Here is a 13,801-nt window from a genome sequence, read left to right as displayed (position 1 = left end):
ATCATCAAAAAACAAATCATTAATGAAAATATCAGAAAAAAGAGGATACGAGCACAAAATAATGAAGTATGAAAGGAGTGTTCACTGTAGCGACCATTCTCTATGGCCGCTATAGTTGAGGGAAAGTTATTTATCCACGAGCCCTAGCTTGTTCGAAAGCGGTTCAATGGCCCACCCCTGCAGAACAACTGAGATCAGGACAATAAAAAACACCATATGGATCATCTCTTGCGAACCCGCAACGCCAGCAGAAGCCGGGATCAAGGCAAACACAATTGGTGTAGCGCCCTTTAAGCCAATTGCTGAGATAAATAATTTCTTCTTAAAAGAGACCTTTCTAAATGGCAGATAACTAAGGAAAACCGCCAGCGGCCTTGCGATAAAGATCAACGCGATAGCTGGAATAATGGCTGCCCACATATCGCCGAATAGCTCTTTCGGAAAAAACTGCAAGCCAAGGATAATAAACATTAGCGCCTGCGCAAGCCACGATAAGCTGTTAAAGAAGTGCTTACTTACCTCTCGCCCTCGCTTAAGTTCATTACCAATAAAGACACCTGCGACATAAGAAGATACAAGAATATTCCCACCCAGTAGATCACTTCCATAAGCCGCGATAAAAAAGCTGGCAAGAATAAACACAGGGATCAAGCCATACTCTTCAAGCTTGATTTTGTTAAGTAACCAAACGCAACACCAACCGATAAGATAACCAGCACCTAAACCAACAATGATTTGCTGAACAAGCTCTATTCCAATGCTAAGACCACTTATCTGCTGGTTAGTATTCACCAACATTTCCGTGAGAATAGCTACCAGTAGCAAGGCTACGGGGTCATTGGTTGCCGACTCAAACTCCAAAATAGTATCGGTTGATTCTTTAAGTTTGAGTTTCTTTGATTCAAGGATAGAGAATACGGCAGCTGCATCAGTCGAAGAGACAACCGCCGCGAACAACAAACACGTGATGATATTAAAATCAGTGATGTAGTACAGCAAACCACCGAAAATGGCCGTGGTAAATAACACCCCGACACTAGAAAGTACCCCACCTTCTTTGTAGGCCACCTTGATACTGGCCTTGGAGGTATTCAAGCCCCCGACGAAAACAATTACATTCAAAGCTAAAGAGCCGATAAATGAGGTTAAGGCCAAATCGTCATAAACAAAATTAAATTCACCATTACCAAACAATAGGCCAACACCGATGAATATCAGTAATGAAGGCAAGCCCAATGTTTTTGACGGTTGATGAAGAAGGATCCCGATAGCAATCAAGGCCGACATCCCTAACATGATTAATTCTGTACTCAATAGACTTCTCCCAACAACACGTATGAATAACAACTTGGTAACTCAAATTGTACCATGCGCAGCATTGCTTAGAGGCTAATGTTTGCTGACAAATTGAAATTATTATAAAAATTGATGTAACCAAACATTAACTATTTTTGTGATCTACATCCATATATAGTTGCTTCGCATAATAACGTTTCAATAAAAAAAGCCACATCGCTGTGGCCTCTTCCGGAATGTATAACAAGCAACGAGCTGTAATTACTCAGCGGCTAACGACAATACCAAGCAGTCAAGTGCCTGCACATCAAGTTGGATGCTCCCCAAGCCGTTTTCTACCACCAGTACTGCATCAGTCTTGGCATAGAGTTGTTCAACCAAAGCATATTCACCATCAGCAAGTTGCCATCGGTCAATCAATTCCACAGGTAGTGACAACGTCACCAAGCCTTTTGCCGTGTCCGAAAAATTAGCCAATATGATTAGCTTCTCGCTATCATTAAAACGACTAAAAGCAAACAGTTGATCGTCATACCCTTCCCCATGCTCACGGTTGTGAGTATGCAGTTCTTGGTAATCCCCCATCAATGCAGAGCTAGTCAAAGAGAAATTCATCAAGCGCTGGTAGAAATTTCGCAGTTCACGCTCTTCTTCTGTCAGCAACCCACCGTCAAATTCACCGTCATTCATCCAACGTTGATGGTTAGGTACACCGAAATAATCAAAAATGGTAGTACGAGATGCTAAGCCAAAGCCTGCATCTTCAGCCCCAGCTTCACCGACTTCCTGACCAAAATAAAGCATGGTCGGCGAGGTACTCAACAACGTTGATACCAGCATGGCTGGCTTGCCCTTATTGGCATCACCTGCAAATTCCGGACTCGCAACACGCTGCTCATCATGATTATCAAGGAAATGGAGCATATGATGCTCGATGTCCATCAATTGCTCTTGAACCTCGACAATCGCATCGGTGGAGCCCTTGCCCTGCATGATCAACTTCAAGGCATCGTACAGATCAACCTTGTCATAGAGGTAATCCATTTTGCCTAGATGGATGTAATCACGGTACAAATCCGGCTGATACACTTCAGCCATCAAGAAAGCATCAGGGTTAACTTGTTTAATTGAAGAGTTCATATAACTCCAGAACTCAACCGGTACCATCTCGGCCATGTCATAGCGGAAACCATCAACTCCCATGGCAAGCCAGTAAAGCGCAATATCACGGAACTTGACCCAGGAATTTGGCACCTCTTTATCTTGCCAAAAGGCAAAGTGCGCGGCATGATCTTGCTGATCATACCCTTCTGGCAGTACATCAAAATCCTTGCGGCCATCAGGGCGGATGCCGTAGTTAACCTTGACGGTTTCATACCAGTCATCAAACTCCGGTTTAGCCAAACGCGAGCCGTTACCGGTCCATTTGGCAGGGTTTTCTTTAAATGGTTCTACCAGCAAAGAATGCTGCTCTCCGCCAAGCGGCTTATAACCATTTTGAGCCTCTGGAACCGCAAAGACTTCGCCTGGAATGTAATAGAAGTTATTGTGTTTATGGTAAATAATACTGGTGTCATCAGAGGCGCCGAAATCTTCAATGCCCTCCGGGTTGGTCAGGCTATGATAACGCCTCGCGACATGGTTAGGCACAATATCAATAATCACCTTCAAGCCATGTTTGTGCGAGCGCCCAATTAGCGCCTTGAACTCTTCAAGTCGGTTTTCTGGTTCAACCGCTAGATCCGGATTAACATTGTAGTAATCCTTAACCGCATAAGGAGAACCAGCACGCCCTTTAACCACACTTGGGTGATCATTTTCAATTCCGTAACCAGTGTAGTCTCGCACTAAAGCATGGTGCGGCACCCCGGTATACCAGATGTGGGTCACCCCTAGGGCCTTAATTTCGCTTAATGCCTTGTCGGTAAAATCAGCAAACTTACCAACACCATTTTCTTCCAGCGTACCCCACGGCTTATTGGTCGTGTTGGTATTGCCGAATAGGCGTGTGAACACCTGGTAAACCACTTCTTTATTTTGCTTTGTCGTGCGCTTGATAGCAGATGAATGCATAGGTTCTGTCATGAAATTAACTCAATAAAAGCAAATGAAATCGATATAGATAAGAGAACGGGCAGACGATTGCCTGCCCGAAATACCCAATGCTTGCAAGGTGAGGATTCGAAAAACACCCTGCCCTAGTAGGTATTGTTTAAAACTACGTCCTTACTTTTTAATCAACTCAAGGAAGATCGCTTCTGCGGTACTTGAACCCGCACGCTTGGCTTCTTCCATTAGGGTAAGGGCTTTTTGCATATCATTGCTCTCTACTGCAGCTTTAATCTGGCTGTTATAGAAAGCTTCACTCTCAGGTAGCATCTTAGCTGATGAAGGCGCTGCAACGGCCGCGCTGGCAGTTGTAGCTACTACAGGCACTGATGTCGCCGCCGCTGCGACTGCAGGTTTTGGCTGGGTGACAACCGGCGTTGCAACTACCGCTTTCGGCGCTTCACTGGCGCGGTATGAGCGCAGCGCCGTTGGCTTCATGTCTAATTCAAGCGAGCCGAATTTCTGGTGCTGGATAATAGGGTCGGTCACCATTGGGCGTGCCATGCCTAATTCTTCAGCACGAATACGTTCTGGGTGTGGAACCTCAATCTGGCCCTCACGGTATTCAAGCGGTGAATAAACAACCATGTATGGGGTAGTCGCTTGGTTCATCTCAAAGCGCTTATGGTAGCTATTGAGCTGGAACATAGATGAAGGCTTAAATTCAAAGTCCGTCAGGTCATAAGACTCTACGATCTGGAATGTTGGGCTAAGTAAAAGCACTTTTGGAGCAAAAACACCCGATGTACGCATCCAGCTCTTTAGGTCAACGCGCATACGTTCAACATTTTCAGTTAGAACGAACCCTGCGAAATAGCTTTTACCTTCAGGGAATTCACCAATTTGTGAGTATTCATCTACTGCAAAGTCAATGCTGTCACCACTCATCGGGATCCAAGCAAACTCACTATAAGCATTACAACAAGCAGGATGAGAAATCGTAACGTCTTTTACAGTTTCTGTCGTCGGGGAACTTACGCAACCAACCAATGAAGCGGTCAGCAGCGCTGCTAATGTTAATTTCATTATTTTCATTTTATCTCCTACACCCATACTACAGGGTGGGTATATATCTATTTGCTTTCACTAATCTACTTAAAAAAGCCAATAGGTATATAGCCAATGTTACTTGAAAAGGCAGCCCGAGGGCTGCCTTGGTAAAAATGTGATTTAGAACCAGATTTCAGTGTGAACACCGACTACATATTGGCTCTTCTCGCCATTATTTGCTGCTGCTTCATCATCAGCACCAAACCAAGTTACGTATGGCTTAATTTGCGGACGGCCGAAGTAATCAGCATTAACTGTAAACACTGTCGCTGCTTCTAGGCTGTAGAAAGCAGTCTTCTCATCTGAACGACCCCAAGCTTTCTGGTTTAGGTCTTCAATTGCGTAAGAACCCGTAAACTCAAGACGCAAGTTATCGTTTACTTTGTATGTTGGGCGTGCAGCAAAGATTAAACGCTCGACCTCATCAGTTCTGTCACCAGTGATACCCCAGTCAACATTTTCAGGTGCCCAGTATGTTACCTCAGTACCTAACTGCCAATTCTCACCGATATTCGCTACACCGTAAGACGTGATGAATAGCGATTTAGAATCTTCGCTAAATGCACCGCCTGCACTCCAGCTACCGTAGTTAACACCACGGTTTGATGCTAAACCTGTACCATAACCAATTGCAGTTTGTGTCCAACCATCGAAACCGTAGTAATCACGGTTATACGTGATAGAACCGCCAATACCGCGATCAGCATCATCAGAGCCCACTTCAGGGTTAGTGCGAGAGGCACGCATCAGTTTCAAGTCAAAATCAAATGAACCGCCAAGCGCTTGAACACCGTAGTAGTAGAAGTCCAAAGAAGTTGCAGTTTGACGTGCACCTGGATCTGGTACTGAAACATCACAATCTGCTAGATCATCAGATTGATTACCATCGGCATCTACACAGCCAAATACATAATCTCGAGATGAGCCAGCATCTGGGTCAACAGACATCATTGCCACACCCGTTTTATGACCAGAATCCAGATTCATCTCAAAACCTGCACCAACACCTGAAGACTGCTTCCAGAACTCACCAGTTAGAATACCTGCAGCACGATTTAAGAAACGTTGACCACCCCAGATTTCAGAGTTGGCTGGTAAATAAGGTAAGTTACCTAGAGCAACATACGCCTCTTTTACTTCAAACTGTGCATCAGTATTTTTCTTCTGAGAACCCTCAGAGGAATACGCGTAAGTATTTCCGTTACCATATTCTGAACGAATCACGAAATCACTGTACACACCATTTGCGAACTCAGTGTGCTTCTTGATAACGAACTCAACCTGGTTGGTACTTTCACTAGTAGCGGTGTTGGCATAGCGGTAATCTTCTTTACCCATATCGCCATCAAACGTTGCGAAGTTTTCATCAAAGCGTAAGTTCATAGAACCATAACCATTAACTGACCAACCATCAGTGATGATATCAGTGGCAGATTCAGCGGCTACATTATGTGAAGCTAGCGCGGTAAGTAATGCCGCTGCTACAGGTACTAACTTGTGTTTCATAGGAGTGTCCCTTTTATATTTTTATCATGATTGCTCTCTAGCAATCTTTTCGGGACTCATATTCAGTCTTGATACAGTTTTCGACATCATCCTAAGCCGGGGAGGAGGAGGGAGGATGAGAGGGGCGTAGGAAATAGGGTGGAGAAAGGTTCCGTGATAAGCCTCACGAAGGTTAGGCGTAAAACTGAAAGTAAATTACAAAACGTGCCAGAAAAACACGAAGCCAGTCACTTTTATTTACTGTTATTGAAATTATTGGTAACTCAATTTTTTTTAAAAAAAAACTTTCCTTGACTGAAAATATTTTCTCGCTTAAATAACACTATAGATATGTAAAATTAGCAAAGAGATGTACAGGATGTTCGCTAAATTAGCTCAACCATTTCCACTAGGGGCTACGTTATGTGATCAGGGTTGTAATTTTTCGATTCATTGCTCTGAAAACAAAGAGATCCAACTGGTTTTATTTGATAACAACAACAAAAAAACCTTTTTTGAATTAGAAAATCAACACTTAGATATACATTATGTTTTTGTAGAAGGAATCAAAGAGGGTCAGGTATACGGTTACCAAATAAAAGACAAGAATGAATACCGTTTTATACTCGATCCTTATACTCAGGCACTAAGTAAGGCCCCCTACTATATAGAACCATTTACCGCCGATAGGAGTTGGCACTTTGCTAAATCGGTCGTAGTCGATCACCGCTTTGATTGGGATGACACTACTCTGCCCCAAGTACCATTTGAAGAAACTATTCTATTCGAAACGCACGTAAAAGGGTTTACCAAGCAGCACCCTCAAATCGAAGATAAGTATCAAGGTACCTACCTCGGCTTGTGCCAGCCGGAGATGATCAACTACTTCAAAGAGCAAGGCGTCACAAGCCTTCAACTGCTCCCTGTGACGTCATGCATGTCCGAACCTCACCTGTTGAAAATGGACAAGGTCAACTACTGGGGATACAACAGCTTATGCTTTATGGCTCCAGAGCCACGCTACGCGACGGACGATCCCGTTACCGAAATGAAAACGATGATCAGGGAACTCCATCGCCACGGTATTGAAGTGATCATGGATATCGTGTTCAACCATACAGCCGAAGGCGGTGAAGGCGGCCCTAAATTCCACTTTAAATGCCTGGATAAGAATTATTACTTGCAGGACTCGAACAAGAACTACAAAAACCATACCGGTTGTGGCAATACCCTTGATCTCACTTACCAACCCAGCTTAACGATCGTACTCGATACTTTGCGTCACTGGGTCACCCACTACCAAATTGATGGATTCCGTTTTGATTTGGCCGCTACTTTGGGCCGTCATGGGGACCGCTTTGATACACATAGCGCCTTCTTTAAGGCCGTCGCACAAGATCCTATTCTGCAACAGGTGAAATTGATTGCCGAACCATGGGATATCGGCCCTGACGGTTACCAGTTGGGCTATTTCCCGCGCGGCTGGAACGAGTGCAACGACAAGTTCCGTGACACGGTGAAAAGCTACTGGCTATGCCAAGAGAACAACGTCAAGGAGTTTGCAACCCGCATTATGGGCTCGCGAGACTTGTTCAGCGCTGGAAAATGGCCCGACAAACTGCCCGTCAATTTCATTTCCTACCACGATGGCTTCACCCTTCAAGATTTGGTGTCTTACAATCACAAGCATAATCACGCAAATGGTGAAAACAACCGAGACGGTCATGGTGACAACCGTTCGAACAACCATGGTGTTGAAGGGGAGACGGCTAATTTTGCAGTTCTAAGCCGCCGGGAGCGTCAAAAGCGCAACCTCATGACAACCCTGTTATTTAGCTTTGGTATTCCGCACATCCTGGCTGTCGATGCTCTCTCCCACACTCAAGGGGGAAATAACAATGCCTATTGTCAGGACAACGAAATTAGTTGGGCCGATTGGACACCCTGCAAGGATAAAAACGAGTTCAGCCAGTGGCTGACTACCATGCTTGAACGGCGCAAAACCTACATGTCACCGTTTATTCGCGCTTTCAGCGGTCACAATAGGGGCCATCACCGGATACATTGGAACCGCTCAGATGGCCATTCAATGAATGCTGAGGACTGGCATGGGCTTGAAGCCTTTTCGCTCTACCTTGGCTTATTTGATTCAGGCAAAGAGCTGTTATTCTTAATCAATAGCTCCGCAGTCCCTACCCGCTACCGATTGCCAGAAGGTAGCAAATGGCAAGTTATTTGCGATACGTCTGAGGCAAAACTTGGGGCTCACCAAGTACAAACAACGTATATGCAAGGTGCGCAGTCACTGACAATTTTGTACCGCGACTAGACCTTTATACCCAAAACGACTCAGCCCGACCTAACTATGTAGGCCGGGCTGAGTTTATTCCCCCTTTTCCTCTGACAGGTTAGCTTTCGCTTTCATAATTAACTCTTCGGGTATGTTCAGGCGCTTCAAATACGCTTGCACTTTCTGGGCACCATCAGAGAAGCAATCTTCACCTATCGCGGCTTGTAACGCCCTTTCCAACAGCCTAAAGCTTCGGTACTCCCCAATACCAAGCAGGTTAGTTTTGAGATAATTATCAGCAATTTCCTGTTCCGAAGCACCCATAAATAGCTGAAGAAACGCACAAGTGACGCCTGTTCTGTCTGATCCTAACCGACAATGGACTAAATATGGCCCCGAGTGTCTGGCAACAATGGCAATCAAACGCCGAATACCATCTTCAAAACCCAACTCATCATCATTGAGCGCCTCATTTCTGTCAGACATGAAATATACGGTCTCGTAAGCCATTGGTACACTATGTACGTTTCCCTCTTGCCAACAGCGTTGATAATAGCTTTTAGGTGACGTTGGCATCGACTGGGTAAGTGCTTCTTCACTATCAGATAGATTAATAACGCTACAAATCTGATGCTGCTCGATCAGTACCATCGCCTTCTCTTGTCTGACAGACTCAATCACCTTTAGCTCTGAATGATTTGCCCTAGACGGTGTCACGGGATGGTAAGATCGAAAGAGCCAATTGGGTTTTAACTCACCACCGACTACAGGCCGAAAATTAGCCAGTTGATAGTCTGAAGAAAAGTCTGTTGTTTGGTTTTTTATAATGAATGATTGCTTAGATGCCTCTGATATCTCTTTTAATTGGCATTCAGAAGGGCTTTCAAGAAACAATAAATGGTTAAATCCACCGTTGCTTTGGTTATTAAAATAGTAACCATTTTGAAAGTTCTCTATTTCAACCGGAGTCTGTACCTCTGCATTCCAAATAACGTATTCAATAAAACCTGAATTACCAATTTTATTCACTTCATTGACGTATTTTGTCAAGCGGCAAACATCACCATGTTTTTCAAGACGAAAACCTTCATCAAGCTTCCAATTCGTAAACGTTCCAACTAAATATAAATTTTCGCATGTGCTAGAAAGACTAAATAGAACATGATCACCTTCAATTTTATAATGCATAGCTTACATCTCCTCCCTAAAAAAAGGGCTCTATTCCAGTGATGAAATAGAGCCAAACCTAACAATAGTAATGACAATTAACGGCAGTTAACTGGATTTAACGACTTTCAGGTAGCAGTACAGCAAAAGATTCATACGGCTTCAGCGTAATAGTGGCTGGTAGCACTTGATGGTGAGCATAGTTAGCAATGACACACTCGACTTGATCTGCTTGTAAATACTCTGGCAGCGCCAATGTGATTTCTTCTGCGGTAAAGTTATTGAGCACAAACAAACGCTGGTTTGCATCAGACCGGACATAGCCAAAAACTTTGTCGTGATCTTCAAATACAGGCTCAAACTCGCCGTATACTATAACCGGCAAGGACTTACGTAGTTCAATCAGTTTTTGGTAATGGTAGAACACTGAATTCTGATCATCTAACGCTGCACCGACATTGACTACAGGGTAGTTCGGGTTAGCCTTGATCCACGGCTCGACAGACGAGAAACCACCGTTATCACTGCCATTCCATTGCATCGGGGTACGGCCGTTATCACGGCTATTCTCATGTACCGCAGCCAGCATAGTTTCTGGAGCGACCCCATTCTCTGTCCGCTCTTTGTAGAAATTCAGCGTCTCTATATCACGGTATTCATCAATGCTCTCAAAGGCGACATTGGTCATGCCGATCTCTTCACCTTGGTAGATATAAGGTGTGCCTTTCATCATATGCAAAGTCGTTGCAAGCATTTTTGCCGACTCGACACGGTATTGGCCATCACAGCCGTATTTCGATACAACACGAGGAAGATCGTGGTTGTTCCAGAACAATGAATTCCAACCGCCGTCGGCTAATTCAACCTGCCACTTAGTTAACACCTTTTTGAAGGTTGGCAGATCAAGCGGGATTGGCTGCCACTTATCACCATGCTTCCAAGTCAAGCTAATGTGCTCAAACTGGAAGACCATCGAAAACTCTTCACGGGCTGGATCGCTATACAACTTAGCAATTTCAGGCGTGGCATCCCACGTTTCACCGACTGTCAGCAAATCCTTATCACCGAAGGTCGCTCGATTCATCTGCTGGATCAACGGATGCAGACGTGGGCCGTTGCCGGTGATTTTCTTATCAATTTCCTTACCGATAAGATCAATAACATCTAAACGAAAGCCTCCGATGCCCTTATCGATCCACCAGTTCATCATCTTATGCACTTCTTCTTGAACCTTAGGGTTTTCCCAGTTCAAGTCAGGCTGGCGCTTAGAAAAGATGTGCAGGAAGTATTCGCCAGTTTGCTCATCAAACTCCCAGCCACTTCCACCAAAGACGGACCCCATTTCATCCGGTACCCCACCATCTTCTGATGGTTGCCGCCAAACGTAATAGTCACGGTAAGGGTTATCTTTTGATTTACGCGCTTCGATAAACCAAGGGTGCTCGTCGGAAGTATGGTTTACCACCAGATCCATGATGAGGCGAATATCGCGTTTCTTCGCTTCAGCCAGCAGCTCATCCATATCAGCCATGGTGCCAAATTCTGGTGCGATATCTTGGTAATCGGAAATGTCATAGCCATTGTCATCCATCGGTGATTTGTACACCGGAGACAACCAAAGGACATTAACTCCCAAGGTTTTCAAGTAGTCCAACTTGCTGATAATTCCTTGAAGATCACCCATACCGTCATTATTGCTATCGCAGAAACTGCGTGGGTAAATCTGGTATACAACAGCATCGTGCCACCATTTAGGCGTAATATTCATGGGAAACCCTCAATAAGAAGTCATGGTATCGTAATTAGCAATATCTTATGCCGTTACCTTCCTTATTAAAAATACAGCCCCCCATCAGTGATATAGCTTTTTTCTATATCACAAAGATTATTGCCGATGGGGATCACAACTTCGAACCATTTTGCTTTGTGATGGATTTCAAAAAATGTGAGACTGCTTGCAAAGATTTTTCACTGGTTTTATCAATGGACAAGCACTACCGACAGTTTCTAGCCATTGCTGAACATGGCAATATCAGCTCTGCTGCTGAGCAACTCAACCTGAGTCAGCCCACACTCACCAACAATATGAAGAAGCTGGAAAAAAGCTTAGATGTCACCCTATTCACCCGCCGTTCGAAAGGAGTGGAACTTACCGAATACGGTAGGTTATTCCAAGAGCAAGTGCAGGAGCTAAGCCGTCGCCACGATACCATGCTGGATAAACTTGCCGATCTCAAAGCAAGGAAGACCGAAAAGATCAAAATGGGTACCGGAGATGCTTGGTGGGAAGTCTTTGTAAAATCCGCCTTACAAAGCTATTGCAAGCAGCACCCAGGTATCTCTATTCAGCTTGAATTTGGTAACCACCTCAAGCTAATGGACATGCTAATCCACGGTCATATCGACTTGTTCATAGGGCACGAAATTCACGGCCTATCCCGTCGCTGCAATGTACTATTCACCCCAATACTACAAGATCAAGAAGCACAGTTCGTGCATCGCTCCCACCCCTTATTAATCAGCGGCTATGCCGATGGTGACACCCACTTGTACCCACTGCTGCAAGTCACGCCAGACCAAGACAGTTATCAGCACTTGATCGAAAACCCACAGCCCAAGCAACAAGAGCAAGAGCGAAAAAAACTTGGAGAGCGCATTAGCTATGAAATCAATTCCCTCAGTGCCAGCTTGGATTTACTGACAAGCTCCAAAGCCATCATGCCATACACCAAAAGTATGGCTGACTACTTCGAGCAATTTGACATCGTCCCACTGCCCTGCACATCTACACCACAAACTGGCATCGTTGGCATTTATCATCTCAATGAACCTCTAGCCTTGCATGTAACTGATGTAAAAGAAATTTTATTATCTTCATTGTAGCCTTTCACCTTTCCTAGTTTTAAACAGAGTGTGAACCGATTCACGAAGTGGGAACATTCCCATTTACGTGAGCGCACTTCCTTGCCATTATCCGCCACACCAAATGGGAACATTCCCATTAATATAATTCCAATATGTATATCAACACATTTCCATTGAAGGGATAAAAAATGATGAAAATGAACCTTACCGCGCTGGCAATTTCAGCGGCCCTAATTACTCCTAGCGTATTCGCCGATGACACCTTTGTATTCCACGGTTATGCACGCTCAGGGATCGGGATTAGCGGTGATAACGGACAGAATGTTGAATTCAATAAGCAACAACTTGGTCGCCTAGGTAACGAAGCGGATACTTTTGCAGAATTTGGCTTAGGTAAAGAAATCTACAATGAAGACGGTGCTCGTTTCTTTGTTGATTCAATGCTGGCTGTAGGCAGTGATGGCTCAAATATTTTTGAATCCCTAAAGGAAGATGAAGAAAACGGCTTTATTGATTTTCGTCAGTTGAATGTACAAGCAACCGGTATTTTGAACTTTGCCCCAGAGGCAACCCTATGGGCAGGTAAGCGCTACTACCAACGTCATGATATCCATATTACTGATTTCTATTATTGGAATACTTCAGGCGCTGGTGCTGGTATCGAGAACCTAAACTTGGGTAATGGTCGCTTCTCATTTGCGGTGATCCGCAACGATGACAATATGATCGAAGACATCGGTAACCGTGGCGAGGGGCTCAATGTCAATGTCATCGACATGCGTTATGCCGGGATTGATCTTTGGACCAATGCCGATTTAGAGTTCGGCATTAACTACGCAATAACCAATCCGTCAGATGATGCATCCCAAGAAGCCAAAGACAGTAAAGATGGGGTGATGGCGACAGCCCAAATCACGCAAAACCTCGATAACGGCTTCAACAAAACCGTGGTTCAATACGGTACAGAAGGTTATGCCACCGAGCTGGCTACCTTTGGTGCAGGTACAACTTACCATGCGAATACTGAAAATGGAGGTAGTGCCTATCGTTTGATCAACTGGGGGGTAATCAACCTAACCGAAAATATTGAGCTGGGCCACCAACTGCTCTGGTCATCCACCATTGATGATATCGAAACCAATCAAAATGACGACCTGACTTACTTTTCAGCCGTGGTTCGTCCTGTTTATAGCTGGGACAAACACCACAAAACCATTTTTGAAGCAGGTTACTTCAACAACCAAGATACCAGTGGCAAGGATCTTTCCGGCCAGAAAATCACTTTTGCCCAAGCATGGAATGCAGGAGAAGATTTCTTTGCCCGCCCTGAAATTCGTCTATACGGTACTTATTTCTCGAACATTGATAGCATCGATGACAACAATGTCGTCTCAACAGTGGATTCTGAATTCAACGTAGGTGTTCAGTTCGAGGCTTGGTGGTAATAGACCAATCGACATAAAAAACGGGAAGTGAAAATCACTTCCCGAGAAAAAACGGCATTAGCATTTCCTATTGCCAAAAAAGGACTGAAAAGAA

At 44.5% G+C, this 13,801-nt stretch carries 9 protein-coding genes; 3 read left to right on the top strand and 6 right to left on the bottom strand.

The window, feature by feature from the left end:
* Positions 1-126: 126 nt before the first annotated feature.
* The 4 genes from ACVA58_RS13585 to ACVA58_RS13570 all read right to left on the bottom strand — a co-directional run bounded on the left by ACVA58_RS13585 (position 127) and on the right by ACVA58_RS13570 (position 5,961).
* Positions 127-1,314: a potassium/proton antiporter gene (locus ACVA58_RS13585; RefSeq protein ID WP_446510971.1), complete on the bottom strand. Its 1,188-nt coding sequence runs from the start codon at positions 1,312-1,314 to the stop codon at positions 127-129.
* Between the two features lie 243 nt (positions 1,315-1,557).
* The gene (locus ACVA58_RS13580) at positions 1,558-3,381 is read right to left on the bottom strand and encodes an alpha-amylase family glycosyl hydrolase (RefSeq protein ID WP_446510970.1); all 1,824 of its coding nucleotides are present in this window, start codon (positions 3,379-3,381) and stop codon (positions 1,558-1,560) included.
* 141 nt (positions 3,382-3,522) lie between these two features.
* The gene (locus ACVA58_RS13575) at positions 3,523-4,440 is read right to left on the bottom strand and encodes a MalM family protein (protein ID WP_446510969.1); all 918 of its coding nucleotides are present in this window, start codon (positions 4,438-4,440) and stop codon (positions 3,523-3,525) included.
* A 135-nt stretch (positions 4,441-4,575) separates the two neighbouring features.
* The gene (locus ACVA58_RS13570) at positions 4,576-5,961 is read right to left on the bottom strand and encodes a carbohydrate porin (protein ID WP_446510968.1); all 1,386 of its coding nucleotides are present in this window, start codon (positions 5,959-5,961) and stop codon (positions 4,576-4,578) included.
* A 358-nt stretch (positions 5,962-6,319) separates the two neighbouring features.
* Between ACVA58_RS13570 and glgX the strand changes: the two genes are divergently transcribed.
* Entirely contained in the window at positions 6,320-8,269 is a 1,950-nt protein-coding gene (glgX, locus tag ACVA58_RS13565) for a glycogen debranching protein GlgX (RefSeq protein WP_446510967.1), read from the top strand.
* A 54-nt stretch (positions 8,270-8,323) separates the two neighbouring features.
* Here glgX and ACVA58_RS13560 read toward each other — a convergent pair whose 3' ends face one another.
* Both ACVA58_RS13560 and ACVA58_RS13555 read right to left on the bottom strand, forming a co-directional pair.
* Positions 8,324-9,418 (bottom strand): tyrosine-protein phosphatase, encoded by a 1,095-nt coding sequence (locus ACVA58_RS13560; RefSeq protein ID WP_446510966.1) that lies wholly within the window; start codon positions 9,416-9,418, stop codon positions 8,324-8,326.
* A 97-nt stretch (positions 9,419-9,515) separates the two neighbouring features.
* The gene (locus ACVA58_RS13555; protein WP_446510965.1) at positions 9,516-11,165 is read right to left on the bottom strand and encodes a glycoside hydrolase family 13 protein; all 1,650 of its coding nucleotides are present in this window, start codon (positions 11,163-11,165) and stop codon (positions 9,516-9,518) included.
* A 215-nt stretch (positions 11,166-11,380) separates the two neighbouring features.
* Here ACVA58_RS13555 and ACVA58_RS13550 point away from each other — a divergent pair, with 215 nt between their 5' ends.
* Together ACVA58_RS13550 and ACVA58_RS13545 are read left to right on the top strand one after the other, a co-directional pair.
* A complete protein-coding gene (locus ACVA58_RS13550) occupies positions 11,381-12,280 on the top strand; it encodes a LysR family transcriptional regulator (protein WP_446510964.1) in 900 nt (299 codons plus the stop codon).
* Between the two features lie 170 nt (positions 12,281-12,450).
* The gene (locus ACVA58_RS13545; protein ID WP_446510963.1) at positions 12,451-13,707 is read left to right on the top strand and encodes a maltoporin; all 1,257 of its coding nucleotides are present in this window, start codon (positions 12,451-12,453) and stop codon (positions 13,705-13,707) included.
* Positions 13,708-13,801: the final 94 nt, after the last annotated feature.

The sequence above is a fragment of the Photobacterium sp. DNB22_13_2 genome, assembly GCF_052873915.1.
Note: the sequence above shows the minus strand (reverse complement) of the source record. Positions and strands in the feature narration are given on the sequence as shown.